General features: G+C 57.8%; 14 protein-coding genes and 2 tRNA genes. 8 read left to right on the top strand and 8 right to left on the bottom strand.

Features of this window, described 5'->3' with window-relative positions; all coding sequences use genetic code 11:
• Positions 1 to 152 precede the first annotated feature (152 nt).
• The 4 genes from K328_RS0105750 (at position 153) to K328_RS0105735 (ending at position 4,684) form a co-directional block, all read left to right on the top strand.
• Complete coding sequence (locus tag K328_RS0105750) at positions 153 to 1,196, top strand: amino acid ABC transporter substrate-binding protein (RefSeq protein WP_028465158.1); 1,044 nt, start codon at positions 153 to 155, stop codon at positions 1,194 to 1,196.
• 252 nt (positions 1,197 to 1,448) lie between these two features.
• Positions 1,449 to 2,483, top strand: coding sequence for an amino acid ABC transporter permease (locus K328_RS0105745; RefSeq protein WP_245577409.1), 1,035 nt, complete (start codon positions 1,449 to 1,451; stop codon positions 2,481 to 2,483).
• A 3-nt stretch (positions 2,484 to 2,486) separates the two neighbouring features.
• Positions 2,487 to 3,842: an amino acid ABC transporter permease gene (locus tag K328_RS0105740; RefSeq protein ID WP_028465156.1), complete on the top strand. Its 1,356-nt coding sequence runs from the start codon at positions 2,487 to 2,489 to the stop codon at positions 3,840 to 3,842.
• 50 nt (positions 3,843 to 3,892) lie between these two features.
• Positions 3,893 to 4,684 (top strand): amino acid ABC transporter ATP-binding protein, encoded by a 792-nt coding sequence (locus tag K328_RS0105735; protein WP_028465155.1) that lies wholly within the window; start codon positions 3,893 to 3,895, stop codon positions 4,682 to 4,684.
• 116 nt (positions 4,685 to 4,800) lie between these two features.
• On the opposite strand, the gene K328_RS26845 is transcribed toward K328_RS0105735, so the two are convergent.
• From K328_RS26845 to K328_RS25645, 4 genes are all read right to left on the bottom strand, one after another.
• A complete protein-coding gene (locus K328_RS26845) occupies positions 4,801 to 5,871 on the bottom strand; it encodes a GNAT family acetyltransferase (protein WP_245577408.1) in 1,071 nt (356 codons plus the stop codon).
• 11 nt (positions 5,872 to 5,882) lie between these two features.
• The gene (sseA, locus tag K328_RS0105720; RefSeq protein ID WP_028465154.1) at positions 5,883 to 6,737 is read right to left on the bottom strand and encodes a 3-mercaptopyruvate sulfurtransferase; all 855 of its coding nucleotides are present in this window, start codon (positions 6,735 to 6,737) and stop codon (positions 5,883 to 5,885) included.
• A gap of 23 nt (positions 6,738 to 6,760) precedes the next feature.
• Positions 6,761 to 7,762 carry a cysteine synthase A gene (locus K328_RS0105715; protein WP_028465153.1) on the bottom strand — a complete coding sequence of 334 codons (1,002 nt, stop codon included), beginning with the start codon at positions 7,760 to 7,762 and terminating at the stop codon, positions 6,761 to 6,763.
• A gap of 106 nt (positions 7,763 to 7,868) precedes the next feature.
• Entirely contained in the window at positions 7,869 to 8,438 is a 570-nt protein-coding gene (locus tag K328_RS25645) for a GNAT family N-acetyltransferase (RefSeq protein WP_051284561.1), read from the bottom strand.
• Positions 8,439 to 8,602: 164 nt separating this feature from the next.
• On the opposite strand from K328_RS25645, the gene K328_RS0105705 reads away from it, so the two are divergent.
• Together K328_RS0105705 and K328_RS0105700 are read left to right on the top strand one after the other, a co-directional pair.
• On the top strand, positions 8,603 to 9,121 hold the full coding sequence (locus tag K328_RS0105705) for a SixA phosphatase family protein (protein WP_169721177.1): 519 nt from the start codon (positions 8,603 to 8,605) through the stop codon (positions 9,119 to 9,121).
• Positions 9,118 to 10,710 carry a CYTH and CHAD domain-containing protein gene (locus K328_RS0105700; protein ID WP_084608112.1) on the top strand — a complete coding sequence of 531 codons (1,593 nt, stop codon included), beginning with the start codon at positions 9,118 to 9,120 and terminating at the stop codon, positions 10,708 to 10,710. The genes K328_RS0105705 and K328_RS0105700 overlap by 4 nt, the downstream gene beginning before the upstream one ends.
• Here K328_RS0105700 and K328_RS0105695 read toward each other — a convergent pair.
• The 4 genes from K328_RS0105695 to K328_RS0105680 form a co-directional block, all read right to left on the bottom strand.
• Complete coding sequence (locus K328_RS0105695) at positions 10,699 to 11,799, bottom strand: CaiB/BaiF CoA transferase family protein (protein WP_028465150.1); 1,101 nt, start codon at positions 11,797 to 11,799, stop codon at positions 10,699 to 10,701. The genes K328_RS0105700 and K328_RS0105695 overlap by 12 nt on opposite strands.
• A gap of 129 nt (positions 11,800 to 11,928) precedes the next feature.
• Positions 11,929 to 12,003, bottom strand: a tRNA-Asn gene (locus K328_RS0105690).
• A 202-nt stretch (positions 12,004 to 12,205) separates the two neighbouring features.
• Positions 12,206 to 12,279: transfer RNA gene (locus tag K328_RS0105685), tRNA-Cys, on the bottom strand.
• Positions 12,280 to 12,365: 86 nt separating this feature from the next.
• Entirely contained in the window at positions 12,366 to 13,442 is a 1,077-nt protein-coding gene (locus K328_RS0105680; protein WP_028465149.1) for a tartrate dehydrogenase, read from the bottom strand.
• On the opposite strand from K328_RS0105680, the gene K328_RS0105675 reads away from it, so the two are divergent.
• Together K328_RS0105675 and K328_RS0105670 are read left to right on the top strand one after the other, a co-directional pair.
• Complete coding sequence (locus K328_RS0105675) at positions 13,441 to 14,253, top strand: protein-L-isoaspartate O-methyltransferase family protein (RefSeq protein ID WP_245577406.1); 813 nt, start codon at positions 13,441 to 13,443, stop codon at positions 14,251 to 14,253. The two genes, K328_RS0105680 and K328_RS0105675, sit on opposite strands and share 2 nt — an antisense overlap.
• A gap of 40 nt (positions 14,254 to 14,293) precedes the next feature.
• Positions 14,294 to 15,691, top strand: coding sequence for a TolC family outer membrane protein (locus tag K328_RS0105670; RefSeq protein ID WP_051284557.1), 1,398 nt, complete (start codon positions 14,294 to 14,296; stop codon positions 15,689 to 15,691).
• The last annotated feature ends 71 nt before the right edge of the window (positions 15,692 to 15,762 follow it).

Here is a 15,762-nt window from a genome sequence, read left to right as displayed (position 1 = left end):
GACGAGGCAGAGAGTAAAAGCCGGGTAGCGGGGATGCATGACGGTGAACAACGACCGGGATCCAAGGGGGCGATCCCAAAGTCTTAGTCAGGGGTATGCAGACCGGGACAACCGGCCGTCGTTAACCTAAACATAACAGGGTGGGTTTAAGAATGAAGAAACTGAGTCTTTTAGGCCTTGGTCTTGGCATGATGGCCAGCCTTGGCTTCACAGCCGAGATGGCGTCCGCGCAAAGCACGCTGGACATCGTAAAGGAACGGGGAGTTCTGCGGTGCCAGGTCGGCACTCCGGCTCCGGGCTTCTATCAGCTCGATGAAAAAGGTGACTGGTACGGCAGTGACGTAGCCATTTGCCGCGCTATTGCAGCCGCCATCTTCGATGATCCGAGCAAAGTGGAATTCCAGTCCGTGACCAGCGCGGTGCGCTTTACCGCCATGGCCAACGGTGAGTCGGACGTGCTGTCCCGCACGACGACGTGGACCCTGTTCCGCGACACGCAGCTTGGCCTCGATTTCACAGCCGTTAACTTCTATGACGGCCAGGGCTTCATGGTCGACAAGGACCTTGGCGTGAGCAGTGCTCTTGAGCTCAAGGGTGCGACCGTTTGCGTGCTGACAGGCACCACGACCGAATTGAACCTGACCGACTTCAGCCGCTCCAACGATCTCGCGATCGAGCCGGTTGTCTTCGAAGATTCCAACGTTCGTGACGATACCTTCGCCAAGGGCGGCTGTGACGCGATCACCAACGACAAATCCAGCCTTGCTTCCACTCGTGCGAAGTTCCCGGATGCGTCCAAGTACGTCGTTCTCCCGGAAACGATTTCCAAAGAGCCTCTTGGTCCGGTTGTTCGTCAGAACGACTCCCAGTGGATGGACATCGTGAAATGGACCGTCTTCGCTCTGGTTCAGGCCGAAGAAATGGGCATCGACAGCACCAATATCATGGATATGGTGGCCAATCCGGCTACTCCTGAAATGGCGCGTATGCTCGGTGTCGAGGGTGACCTGAACAAGGGGCTCGGTCTCGAGAAGGACTGGGTTGTCCGCATCATCAATCATGTCGGCAACTATGGCGAAGTGTACGAAGAGTACATGGGCACCAAAGGTGAGTTCGCCATTGGCATCCCGCGCGACGGTAGCCCGAACGCGCTGTGGACCAAAGGCGGCCTGATGTACTCCCCGCCGTTCCGGTAAGACATCCAAGACAGCAGGCCCGGTCGTAAATCGGCCGGGCCTCTGTTCTATTGGATCACTTAACCTTACGCGGAGATCGGCTATATGGCTGTCGTTGACAGAGGGGCGTCGGGACAGGGTTCATCGTTCTCAGTAATAGTGAACGACGAACGTTACCGATCCATATTCTACCAAATTATCGTGTTTGCAGTCGTTATGTGGGGCGGCTGGTATCTCTTCTCGAACACGTCTCAGAATCTTGAAGCGCGTGGGATGAGCTCCGGGTTTGACTTCCTCGGAAGTACCGCCGGATTCTCGATCGCATTCTCGATTATTCCTTACGAAGCCGGTGACAGCTACCTGTGGGTCTATCTGGTAGGCATCACCAACACGCTTCTGCTGTCGTTCCTTGCCATCGTGGCGACGACGATGCTTGGCTTTTTCGTCGGCATAATGCGGCTTTCGAAAAACTGGATGGTTGCGCAGCTGGCGTCCTGGTACGTCGAAATATTGCGTAATACGCCATTGCTGCTGCAGATCCTGTTTTGGTATCTCGCTGTTTTCGCGATCCTGCCGCGACCGAAGAACAGTCTCGATATTCTCAGCCTTGAACTCTTCCAGCTGAACAACCGCGGGCTTTATTTCCCCGCACCGGTTCCCGGCGATCTTTTCTGGCTGACCATGGTCACGCTTCTGATATCCGTGATCGTTGCGTATGGCATCGCGATTTGGGCCAAGAGGCGGCAAAACGCGACAGGTGTACGGTTCCCGGCTTTCTGGACCGGTGTGGGCATCATTATCGGTTTTCCGATGGTGATGTTCCTGATAACCGGCTCCCCGCTGCAGTGGGATATCCCGGTTCTGAAGGGATTCAATTTCGCTGGCGGATCATCAGTTCCACCGGCTTTCCTCGCGGTTTTCATCGCTCTCGTAATTTACCATGCGTGCTTTATCGCAGAGATGGTGAGGGCGGGAATTCTGTCGGTTAGTCACGGTCAGACCGAAGCCTCGTATTCACTCGGGTTGAAACCGGGACTTACGCTGCGGTTGGTCATCATCCCGCAGGCCATGCGAGCAATCGTTCCGCCGCTGATCAGTAACTGGATGAACGTGGTCAAGAACTCGTCCCTGGCGATTGCCGTGGGCTTTCCTGATCTCGTTGCGGTCTTCATGCAGACCTCGCTGAACCAGTCCGGTCATGCGATCGAGATCGTGGCCATGGTGATGTTCTTCTACATGACCGTCAGCCTGACGATTTCCGGAGCACTGAATTACTACAACAAGCTCGTTCAGTTGAAGGAGCGGTGAGCCATGACAAATCTTGACGCATCGTCTTCAGAAGTTGTCTTCAAGCCAAAACCCAGCCTGCCGCCGCCACCGAATACAGTCGGTGCCATCGGCTGGGTCCGGAAGAACCTGTTTAGTAGCCCATTGAATGCATTCCTGACCATCCTGTCGCTCTATGTGATCTGGGTTATCGTTTCGAACACCTTCGAGTGGGCGATCGTGAATGCTGTATGGGAGGCCAACTCACGTCGCGAATGCCTCGACAAGGTCGGGCTTTCGGGAGCGTGCTGGGCCGGTGTCAGCCATTGGATGAAGAATTTCATCTATGGCCGCTATCCGGATGAGGAAGTCTGGCGGGTAAATCTGGGCTTCGGAACACTCATCCTCTGGATGCTGCCGTTCTGGCTTCCGCGGGTGACATCGAAGATCGCAATTGGCGCATCCGCCATCCTGATCTCTCCGTTCCTCCTCGGGTATCTCTTCGCCGGGGGCGAAAAGGGGCTTTTCCTTCAGGTCATGATCTCTATTGCGATCACGTCCTTCATTTTCAGCTGGGCCCATACCTTGCTGTCCATGGCTACGGGTAAGTCGCTTTGGGCGGCTATCGTTCAGGCCAGCGGGTTTTCCGCAAAGCCGGAAGCCACGCATAAATACCCGGTATTTGCCGCCTGTCTGGTTGTGTTCGCCGTTGCTTTTGCATGGCAATCCAGCTGGGATATCACATCGCAATCAACCAACCTCTGGGGCGGTTTGTTTGTCACTCTGGTGATTTCCGGGATCGGGATTGCGGTTTCGTTGCCGGCCGGCATTGTGCTGGCTCTGGGCCGCCGCTCGAAAATGCCGGTCATCCGGGTTTTCTGCGTGTCCTTTATCGAGCTGTTCCGGTCTGTGCCGTTGATTACCGTGCTTTTCATGGCGGTAACCATGGTGCCGCTGTTCCTGCCCGAGGCAATCAACCCGGTGAAGATCGTTCAGGCGATCATCGCGGTTTGTATTTTTTCCTCGGCCTATATGGCGGAAACGGTGCGTGGCGGTCTTCAGGCCATTCCGAAAGGACAGTATGAAGCGGCGCAGGCTCTGGGTCTGAGCTACTGGAAAATGATGACTCTGATCGTCATGCCGCAGGCTCTGAAACTGATGATCCCGAATATTGTCGGTAGCTTCATCGGCCTTTTGAAGGATACCACACTGGTCTCCATCGTCGGACTGTATGACCTGCTTCTGATGTTGAAGGCCGTCAGTCAAAACCCGCAATGGAACGGTATCCACACGGAGCCGCTTGTCTTCGGAGCAGCTTTGTATTTCGTTCTCTGTTTCGTCATGTCGAAATACAGCCAGCATCTTGAACGGACGCTGGGAGCAGGGCAGGCCGGGAGATAACCCCGGCAGGTCCATTCCTTTTCAGCGTATCGAGCCAAGGAGTTAACAACATGAGCATGGACGCTCAGGTCGAAACAAAACAAACGGTCAAGTCCACCAAGGGCGATGAAGTCGTCATTGAACTGGCTGGCGTTAATAAGTGGTACGGAGAGTTCCACGTCCTGAAAGATGTGAACCTCTCGGTTCATCAGGGTGAGAAAATCGTTATCTGCGGCCCGTCAGGGTCCGGTAAATCGACGCTTATCCGTTGTATCAACCGTCTGGAAGAGCATCAGGGCGGCGATATCATCGTCAACGGCGTGACGCTCGACAACAACCTGAAGAACATCGATGCGATCCGCAGCGATGTCGGCATGGTGTTCCAGAGCTTCAATTTGTTCCCGCACCTGACGGTGCTGGAAAACTGCACGCTCGCCCCGATCTGGGTGAAGCAGACGCCAAAGGCCGAAGCCGAAGAATTGGCGATGGAATATCTGGAGCGTGTGAAGATCCCGGAACAGGCCAATAAATACCCGGGGCAGCTATCCGGCGGCCAGCAGCAGCGTGTCGCCATCGCGCGGTCTCTCTGCATGAATCCGCAGATCATGCTGTTCGATGAGCCGACCTCGGCCCTTGATCCGGAAATGATTTCAGAAGTGCTGGACGTGATGGTCGAGCTCGCGGAATCCGGCATGACCATGCTTGTGGTGACTCACGAGATGGGCTTTGCCAAGCGAGTGGCCGATCGCGTGATCTTCATGGATTACGGCGAGATCGTCGAACAGAACACACCAGAAGAGTTCTTCACGAACCCGCGTTCTGATCGTACAAAGCTGTTCCTGAGCCAGATCCTGGCGCACTAACACATTCAGTCTGGGCTTATACAGTCTGGGAGGGGGGGACAACGGGGGACCCTCCGGAAGGGCGCGCTGCGAGAGATCGCGCGCGCCCTTCGCATTTCTAATTCATGGGGCCAGGATCAGCGCGTGGCACCGTCGGCCAACGGAAGTTTCTCCGCTGCCGCACGATCCCGGAACAGGCTGTTCGGCGCATGTCCGCGATCCGAAGAGTGCGGGGGGAGCGGCAGCCCTGCAAGCCGCGGGTCTGGCAGGATCTCGACCTCCCGTGCGTAGGGCACGAACCCGGCTCTCTGGTAATTGCCGAGGGCGCGGGGGTGATCGAGGTCACAGGTATGGACCCAGACGCGTTCTGTTTCTGGCTGCCATGCGAGATCTATGGCAGCGTCGATGAAATAGCGCCCGATACCGATCCCGATGAATCCCGGCAACAAGCCAAAATAGGACAGCTCCACGTCCTTGCCGTTCTGACTGCGCTCAAGCTCACAGAACCCGGCTGGCTCTCCATCCACACTCAGCAGGTAATATTCGGCTCCTGCGCGTGAGAGGGCTGCCGCCAGCGTTTCGTCATCCATGATCCGTCGAGACACCCAGGTCCAGTCGCCGCCGACCCCGTCATAGAGGAACCGGTAAAACCGCACGCTGGGAACGGCCATTCGTTCCAGCACGATCCGTTTGCCGATCTCCGGCGGCCGTGCCGGCTCCCGGTCTGGCCGGGAAAGCATTTCCAGGTGGATAACCGTCGTTTCGGTCTGCCCGGTCTGCCAATCCGGCACCGGACCGAACCGCTTCGCCATGACAAGGCGGTCTTCCTGGACATAGCCAAGTCGCTCGTAGAAGTCTTTTACCTTGGTATTAGCTGGCCGGATCATAAGCTGGGCCTTGCCGACACCGCGCTCTTTCAGCCATTCCTCGGCGGCGGACATGATCTCCCGGCCAAGCCCGCTCGTCTGTCGGCCCGGGGCCACCCCGACATAATAGTACCAGCCGCGATGCCCATCGTGACCGACCATGGTGGCGGCTGCCAGTTCCTGACCATCGAACCCGAGCAGGATTTCTGCATTTGGGCTGGCGCGGCAGAAGTGGATGTCCTCATAAGGATCGTTGTGCGGAACGGTGAGACCTGCCTCTTTCCAGAGCGCGACAACGGAATCGATATCGCCGCCCGCAATGGGGCGTACGTGCAAAGCCACGACGGCCTCCTTCAGGATGTTTCGACTGGCGTTTCCGGGTGCGCGCCCCATTCGCTCCAGGAGCCGTCGTAAACGGCGACGTCTTCCTTGCCTAGCAGGTAAAGGCCGAGCGACAGGATACAGGCGGTTACGCCGGACCCGCAGGTTGTCGAGACCGGTTGCGCGAAATCAAGGCCGAGACCGGCCTCGAAACGGTCGCGCAAGGCGTCTGCAGGCAGAAATGTCTTGTCCGCGTTTAGCAGGGTACCGAATGGCATACTGAGGCTGCCGGGGATATGACCGCTGCGCAGACCGGCCCGGGGTTCAGGGGCCGTTCCGGCATAGCGTTCGGCCGCACGGGCATCAAGAACCGCCCTGGAGCCACTGCCGATGTTGTCGCTGAGAGCTTTGAGGTCGGTAACCAGCTCTTTGCGGAAGGTCGCCGTGAAGCTGGCTAACGGTCGTGTTTCCGCGCCTGAGGCCACGGGCCGGTCTTCGGCCAGCCATTTTGGCAATCCGCCATTCAGGACAGCGACCTTGTCATGCCCGAACAGCCGGAACATCCACCAGACCCTGGCTGCACTCATCATACCGTAGACATCGTAGACGACGACGAGGTCATCGTTCGATATTCCCATCGCGCCGACCTTCGCGGCGAATGTCTCGGCGTCCGGAATCATATGGGGCAGGGTGGCGGCGGGGTCTTTCACATCGTCGATATCGAAGCGTCCGGCGCCTCGGATGTGCTTTTTGAGATATTCCGTGTCCGCGTCGCGATCTATGCCCGGCAGGTGGTAGCTGGCATCCAGGATCTTGACTGCTGGATTGCCGAGATTCTCGGCCAACCAAGCTGTCTCGACGAGTGCTTCTGGATTCTTGTAATTCATCGTTTTCCTCCCGCTTTGCGCCGTCAGACCAACCAACTCGGTACGGGCAGTCCTTTTTCTTTCAGGAACTCCGGATTGAAGATCTTGGTCTGGTAGCGGTGTCCCCAGTCGCACAGGATCGTCACGATGGTGTGTCCCGGTCCCATCTGTTTGGCGAGCTTGACGGCGCCGGCGACATTGATGCCGGTCGAGCCGCCCATGCAGAGGCCTTCTTCCATCAGCAGTTTGAAGATCACATCGAGGGCTTCCTCGTCCGTCACCTGGAAAGGCGCATCGACTGTAATGCCTTCCAGGTTTTTTGTGATCCGGCCCTGCCCGATTCCTTCAGTGATCGAGCCACCTTCGGATTTCAGCTCACCATGGGCATAGTGGTTGAAGATCGCCGAGCCCATGGGGTCTGCAAGGCCGATCGTCACATTCTGATTGCGCTCCTTCAGTGCCATGCTGACACCGCCAATGGTACCGCCGCTTCCGACAGAGCAGATGAACCCGTCGACCGTACCGTCCGTCTGGTCCCAGATTTCCGGGCCTGTGGTGGTGTAGTGGCCATGGCGGTTGGCGACGTTGTCGAACTGGTTTGCCCAGATTGCGCCGTTCGGCTCACTTGCCGCAATTTCCTCGGCCAGACGGCCGGAGTACCGCACGTAATTGTTCGGGTCCTTGTAAGGTGCCGCAGGAACCAGCCGGAGATCCGCGCCGACCAGGCGCAGCATGTCCTTTTTCTCCTGGCTCTGGGTTTCCGGCATGACGATGACGGAGCGGTAACCGAGTGCATTGCCGACAAGGGCAAGGCCGATGCCCGTATTGCCGGCCGTCCCCTCGACGATCACGCCGCCGGGGCGCAGGGCGCCGCGTTCTTCGGCATCGCGAATGATCGCCAGCGCGGCACGGTCCTTTACAGAACCACCCGGATTAAGGAACTCGGCCTTGCCGAGGATGGTGCAGCCGGTTTCCTCCGACGCGCGCTTCAGTTTGATCAGCGGGGTATTGCCGATTGTGCCGACGAAGCCATCGCGAATTTGCATTCTTTTTCTCCGGTATTACGTGCGGGCCATCAGGCCCCGAACTTAGTGTTCGATCCGTCCGCTTACCAGTTCGTATGGCCTTAATGTGAGCGGCCGGGTGCGGATTTCACAGTTTCTGTTCCTGCATGGATCGACGCAGGGAAGACCCGGCGAGGCGATAGAGAATTTTATCGCTCTTCAGCAACGGGCCGAGCTTTTCGTAAAAGGCCGTCGCCTTCTCGTTCCAGGGATCGGCTGTCCAGTCGATCTGTTCGACACCGCATTCTTCCGCCTGGCGTACCAGTTCGGCCATCAGGCCGGCGCCTACGCCGGACGCACGCGCTCTTCTCGTGACGAAAAGATCCTGAATGAAAAAGCTGCGCTGGCAGCTGGCGAGAGCGAAGACTTCGGTATAGGCGATAAATCCCTGCAATCCGGCGGTTGTTTCGGCGACCAGTACCTTGAGATTGTTGTCCCGCTCAAAAAGTTCCGACGTCATGATATGGGCCATATAGGAGCGCTGGTTTCGCGCCGGAAGGCCATAAAATGCGAGAAGTTCCTGGGTGAGTAGAGCAAGGCTGTCGATATCTTCCGGCTTGAGCGGGCGGATATCTGCTGCTTTTCCGGAATCGATTTGATTACCTTTTGTCGCGGGATCAATGAGCGCGGTATTTCGGGGCGTGGTTTCGGCGCTCATAAACGGTTCCAGCGGACAAACATAATGCGGTACGGAGCAACCGCCTTGTTTGACCTTGGCGGCAGCGGCACGCGCTGTCAATTTAGCGCTCTTTAAAAGGGGGCTGAAATGGTTATGGCGCCAAAAAATACGGGTCCATCGCCCTCAGAAACGGGAGCCGCCTGGTGAGCAAAACCCTTTTGCTGTTGCGTCATGCCAAGTCCAGCTGGGACGCCCCCGCTCACAGTGACTTTGAGCGGCCATTGAACCGGCGCGGCGAACGTTCAGCGGCGGTTATAGGCATCATGATGAAGCAGGAGCAGATTGCACCCGATCTCATTCTCTGCTCATCGGCCCGGCGAACGGTACAGACCCGGGACATTGTTCGTCCTTATTTACCCCGCAATTGCCCGGTAGAGGAAACCTCCCGGATCTATGAAGCAAGCATGAACGATATTTTTGCTGTTCTGTCCGAGCTTCCCGACAATGTTCAAAAGCTCCTGCTTATCGGGCACAATCCTGGCCTGGCACAATTAACCTTGTTTCTGTGCAGTACAGCGGGAGGCGAAGCTCTGACTCGTGTGCGGGAGAAGTTTCCGACCGGGGCTCTGGCGGAGATTGAGCTCGATATCGACACGTGGAATGAGATCGCGCCCGGAAAGGGGCGGTTACGCCGCTTTGTGGCTCCAAAGGATCTTGTATGAGTAGGAAAGCAGAGCCATTACCGACCGAATCGGAGTTGCGGCTCGCGGTCTCGGAGAAATGGGTCAATCGGCTGAAGAGGTTGCCGTCTTTGGTCAAGTCAGGTAGTGAGCGGGCCAAGACCGCTCATCTGAAGTCGACATATTTTGACACGCCAGACAAAGAGCTCGCCAGCGTCGGCATTAACCTGCGCATCCGGGAGATGGGGCGTCGGAAACTTCAAACCCTGAAGATCGGTAGCGGCTGGCAGGCCGGTATCACGCAGCGGATTGAGATCGAAGGCTGGGTTAGTGGCGAAGAGCCGACTCTCGACCTTATTCATGCGCCGGAGATTCGGGATTTGCTTACCCGGGACGGGGTGTGGGGACGGCTGCAGCCCGTTTTCGTCACGGACTTCCGGAGAACGAGCCGTCTTGTAACCTACGCCGGACGGTTCGGTGATGCTCTCATTTCGGCTGATCTCGATATAGGCGAGATTCGCTCGGGTACCCGAAAAACGGCAATCTCCGAGCTGGAACTCGAGCTCAAAGACGGTACGCCGAGCGCGTTGTTCGAGTTGGCATGTGCGATCAACGATGATGTTCCGGTCCGTATCGAATATCGCGGCAAGGCCACCCGCGCGGGGGAATTGCAGGTTCCAAAGGAGCCGAAGCCGGTCAAAGGGCGGCGGCCTCTGTTGGTTAGGGGAAGCCGGATCAATGAAGCGGCCGTTGCGATCCTGAAGGCTTGCCAGACGCAGATCGCTGCGAATGAGTTCCCGATTCTGGAGAGTATGGCCCCTGAAGGACCGCACCAGATGCGAGTGGCAGTGCGCCGTTTGAGAGCCGCGCTCGGGATGTTCCGGACATTCGGTGACGCGGAGCTGATCGATCGCATCAGGGAAGAGGGAAAGTGGCTTGCGGGTTCCCTCGGCCAGGCGCGTGAATGGGATGTTTATATCGCTGATCTTCATGATCCCGTCGAGGCCGCTCTTGGCGCAGATATTCCTGCGCTGAAGGAACTCCGGGCGCTTGCTGAGGTTCGGCAGGAGGCCGGGTACAGAGACGCCCGGGCAGCCGTCGCATCGTCCCGGTTTACCTCTTTCCAGCTGCAACTCGGTCTGCTGATAGAAACGCTGACTAATTCCCAGGGAAAAGACGCCTTCGACCATCTGGCCCGGAGTGAGGAATTTGCCGCGTCAAAGCTCGAAAAATGCTACCGCAAGGTTCGCAAAATGGGACGAACGGCCCTTCAGGGCAACACTGCCGCGAAGCATGAGTTACGGCTCGAAATGAAGAAGATGCGCTATGCCTCTGAGTTTTTCGCGTCCCTTTTCGAGGCCAGAAAAGCCAAGATCTTTTCCAAGTCTGCGGCCCGATTGCAGGACCTGCTCGGCTATGCAAACGACTACGCGGTATGCATTGAGCAGTTGGAGTCTCTTGTTGCTCCGGAGAGCGGAGCGAACATGCCCGATCTGATGAAGGCGTCGGGAATTGTCATCGGATGGCACGGGGAGGAAATGGCCCGCGCGGATCAAGAGATAGAAGATGCATGGAACCGGTTTCTGGATGCCGGGCGGTTCTGGCCGAAACGACATCGCTCAGCGAGCTGATGCATCACCTTTGAGTTCAGCAAGGATTTCGGCTGTGTGCTGGCCTCTGTAAGGACTCGGCGACGCAGGTGTTGGTTTCTTGCCATCGAATCGCGGTGCGGCTGCGGCCTGCAGCCGGCCGTCGAGATCCTGCCAAACCCCGCGCGCTGCCATATGGGGATCGGTCGCGGCGTCATCCGGCGAAAGCACCGGTCCGACGCAGGCGTCGCTGCCCCGGAATAAAGCCAGCCAATGCGCGCGGGACTGGCTGGTGAAGAGGGAGGCAAGCCGTGCGCCGAGATCCGGCCAGAGAGACTCCTCGAACTGCTGTTCGAACGCCGAATCGCCTTCAAGCCCCAGGCGCTCCAGGAATATCCGGTAAAATTTAGGCTCCAGGCACTGAACCGAGAGAAAGAGGCCGTCGCTGCATTGATATGTGCGGCTCCAGTGCGGCCCGTCCAGCAGGCTGTGGCCGCGTTCCGTTTGGAAAGAGCCGGCCGCGCGAAGCGACATCAGCAGATTCATCATATGCGCCGAGCCGTCGACGATCGCTGCATCCACAATGGTGCCCTGGCCGGTCGCACGGGCTTTCAGCAGGGCGGACAGGATGCCAATCACCAGATAGAGCGCGCCACCGCCGATATCGCCGACCAGGGTCGGGGGCGGGAAAGGTGCTGTGCCTCCCGGGGAGGCGTACCAGAGTGCGCCTGATAGCCCGATATAGTTCAGATCATGACCGGCCTCCCCGGCTTTGGGGCCGTCCTGGCCCCATCCCGTCATCCGGCCGTAGACAAGGCGTGGCTGCAGTGAGAGGCACTCATCCGGCCCCAGACCCAATCTCTCCATCACACCGGGCCTGAACCCCTCGATCAACCCGTCCGCACCTCTCAGCAGGGCCTTCAGGACTGCAATATCCTCTGGCACCTTGAGATCGAGGGCGATTGAGCGCTTGCCGCGATCAAGCAGGTTGTTATCGCCTTTGCCCGGAACATCCGATGCTGTCTTTCGGTGCACCGTGATCACGTCAGCACCAAGATCTGCGAGCAACATGGAGGCGAAAGGGGCGGGGCCGAGGGCCTCGATCTCGATGATACGGACATCAGATAACATGGTTGAAATCCAGCTGTTCGGGCAGTGGATCGCATGGTCGCTGGAATGGAAGTCGGCGGCAATGCCGGGCAGGCGTGCGCCGAGAAATAAAAAAACGGCCGAAACCGAAGTTTCGACCGTTTTTGTTATTGGCTCCCCGGGACGGATTCGAACCGCCGGCCAAGCGATTAACAGTCGCTTGCTCTACCGCTGAGCTACCGGGGATCAGCAGCTCGCCGAGGGTGTGCCCCGACGAGGTGGCGGTATATAGCAGCGCTTTTCGGCGAGTGCAAACTCGAAACGTGCCTGTAAGGCAATTTTCGCATGAGCATTTTAAGCGCCGCCTTCTCATGCCCAAAAACAGGCATGGAAGGCTGTTACGGGACGCAAGCCGAGGAAATTATGCGTAAATTCTCAGAAGGGAAGTTGGAGGCCCGGGCCGGAATCGAACCGACGTACAAGGATTTGCAGTCCTCTGCATAACCACTCTGCCACCGGGCCAACAGGGCGCGATAGGTAGCCGCCCGCTCCACGCCCGTCAATGCCTTTTCATGCGTTGAAGCACTGTGTGAAACAAATGACCCGAATCACACATTCCCTTTCGACAGCGCAGCAAGCACTGCATCGGTCACTTGCCGCGTTGTTGCTGTGCCGCCGAGATCGCGCGGAAGAACAGAACCGTCCGCAGTCACCCGCTCAATGGCGGACATCAATCGTGACGCTGCGTCGGTCTCGCCGAGATGCTCAAGCAGCATGGCGCTGCTCCAGAATGTTCCGATCGGATTCGCCACGCCTTTGCCCGTGATATCGAAGGCCGAGCCATGGATGGGTTCGAACATGGAGGGCATATCCCGCTCCGGCCTCAGATTTCCTGTCGGTGCGATTCCGAGCGAACCGGTCAAGGCGGCGGCGAGATCGGAGAGCACATCTGCGTGCAGGTTTGTGGCGACAACCGTATCCAGGCTCTTCGGGTCCAGCACCATTCTTGTGGTCATCGCATCGACCAGCATCTTGTCCGTTTCGACATCCGGGTAATCGGATTTGATTCGCTCGAACACGCTGTCCCAGAACACCATGCCGTGCCGCTGGGCATTGGATTTCGTCACGAGCGTAAGTTTTTTCCGCGGACGGGATTGCGCGAGCTCGAAAGCAAAGCGCTGGATTCGCTCGACGCCGACCCTGGTGAAGATGGAAACGTCGAGTCCGACTTCCTCTGGCAGACCGACATGGGCGCGTCCGCCGGCTCCAGCATATTCACCTTCCGAGTTTTCCCGGACGATAACCCAGTCGAGATCATCGGCAGTGACACCGGCGAGGGGCCCCTGAATACCTGGAAGCAGGCGGGCCGGGCGAACATTGGCGTACTGGTCGAGAGTCTGGCAGATCTTCAGGCGCAAGCCCCACAGGGTGATGTGGTCCGGGATATCGGGATCGCCGGCGGAGCCGAACAGGATTGCGTCGAATCGGCGCAGGGTATCGACCCCGTCCTCCGGCATCATCACGCCGTGCTTGCGATAATAGTCGCCGCCCCAAGGGAAATGCTCGAATGCGAGCTCGAAATTCGCACTGTCAGCGGCGAGCGCTTCGAGGATCTCTACGCCTGCGTCGATCACTTCCGGGCCAATGCCATCACCGGGGACGGCGGCAATTTGATATTTTTTCATGGCGGTTATCGGTGCGGCCGATGACAGGCCGTTCCTCCCTTGGGTGGTATCTGGGGTGGTATCTGGATTGTGTTCAAAAACCCCTCAAAGTATAACTTCCACAAGGCCGCGTATCGGCCTGCCTTTTCACATGCTGGAGCACTGTCGCGAAATGACGGACTTCGCCACTGCACGCCACAACATGGTCGAGAGTCAGATCAGGACGAACAAGGTCACTGATACGGCGATCATTGACGCTTTCGAAGCTGTTCCACGGGAGCTGTTCGTCCCCAAACAGTTAATGGGCGTCGCCTATGTCGACGAGGATCTGAACCTTGGCAACGGCCGGGTTCTGATGGAGCCGATGGTTTTTGCCCGCTTGCTGCAGATTGCATTGCCTGATTCGGCAGACGCGGTGCTGGATGTCGCGTGCGGGTGTGGTTATTCGACGGCCATCCTGTCGCATCTTGCCGGGACGGTTTACGGTGTCGAGCAGGACGAGAAGCTGGTCAGTGGTGCTAATGAACGGCTCGGTTCGCTTGATGTCGATAATGCGGCGATTGTCGCGGGTGATCCGCTTGCCGGTTATATAAAGAAAGCGCCTTACAGCCTGATTGTTATCGGCGGCGGGGTTGAACGGATCCCGGAATCGATTACCGATCAACTTGCCGATGGCGGAAGACTGGTCACGATACTATATGAGAACGGAGCGCGGCAGGGTAACGCCGTGCTTGTCGAAAAATTCGGGACGACGGTTTCCAAGCGGGTGGTTTTCGACGCCTCCGTGCCGTTGCTCCCGGAGTTCCGGAATGAGCCGAAGTTCGTTTTTTAGATTGTCACGTTTGCTTTTTGTTAAAGTGGAAAGATCTCGGATGACACGGGTGACGGGTATGAAGAAATTGCATCGCACGGCCGCGATGTTGACAGTGTCAGCTTGCATTCTTGGCGTTTCTGCACCGCCAGTCACCGCCGAAACGCTTTCTGATGTCCTTTCTTATACCTACCGGACCAACCCAACCCTCAATGCCGCCCGGGCAAGCCTGCGTGTCGTTAATGAAGGCGTCCCGCGAGCCAAGGGCGGCTGGCTGCCGACGGTCTCCTCGACACTTTCTGTCGGCTTCGCGAAAACCGATGTAGATACCAACGTCACGTCAGCTGACGGCAACACGACGCCGAAATCGGCCAACGTTACGGTGACTCAGCCGATCTATCGTGGTGGACGCACGGAAGCGGACGTCAACTCGGCCGAATATAGTGTGCAGCAAGAGCGCGCCACCATGTTCAGTACAGAGCAAAACACGCTGCTCGATGCGCTTACCGTCTATATGAACGTGATTCGGAACCAATCTGTGCTCGAACTGCAGAAAAAGAATCGGGCACGCTTGGAGACCCAGCTTCAGGCAACACGGGATCGTTTCGAGGTTGGTGAGGTGACGCGTACCGATGTGGCGCAAGCCGAAGCCCGCGTCGCCATTGCCGAGGCCGACCTGATCCAGGCGGAAGGCAATCTGATCAGCTCGCGGGTGGCGTACGAACGTGTCGTCGGTACTGTACCGAGTGAACTGGAAGATCCGGACATCGTTACGTCCTTGCCCGAGAGCCGGGAAGAGGCTGTTGAGCAGTCAGTCATAAATAATTTTTCCCTGATTGCCGCCAAATTCGATGAGCGACGCCTCGGTGAGACAATTGATTTGGTGTTTGGCGAGCTGCTGCCGACCGTCAATCTTGTCGGCTCTGCCGAATATGCCGAGGACAGCGGCTTCAACGACGACAAAACGACCGAGTTTGCCGTTACGGCTCAGGTCATCATTCCGATCTATCAGAAGGGGCAGGTCTCCGCGCGTGTCCGCGCTGCGAAGGAGAATGCCAACCGGTCCCGGATCGTGGTGGAGTCGATTCGCCGCGATACGGTCGACCTCGCGGCGCGTGCCTATGAGGCATGGCAGACTTCGGTAGCCCAAATTCTGGCTCTAAAATCCAGTGTAGATGCGGCTGAAATTGCCCTCGACGGCGTCCAGCAGGAAGCGACCGTTGGTGCCCGGACTGTGCTTGATGTCCTGGATGCGGAACAGGAGCTTCTAGACACGCAGGTCAGTCTTGTCAGCGCAAACCGGGACGAAGTCGTGGCTGCGTATACGCTTCTGCTTGCTATGGGCAAGCTCACGGCGGCGGATCTTGGTCTTGATGTCGAGTTCTACGATTATGACAAGCACTACCGGGATACCATCGATCGTGTCTGGGGAACTGATGTGTCGGGAAAACTCCCCTGATCGCCCGGGACTACTGGCCGGACGACAGGCTGGCGTTTCATAAACTTGTAGGATACCCTTTAAGCCTCTTG

It is taken from the genome of Nisaea denitrificans DSM 18348, from assembly GCF_000426505.1.
GTDB lineage: Bacteria > Pseudomonadota > Alphaproteobacteria > Thalassobaculales > Thalassobaculaceae > Nisaea > Nisaea denitrificans.
This window is presented reverse-complemented; position numbering and strand designations above follow the sequence as displayed.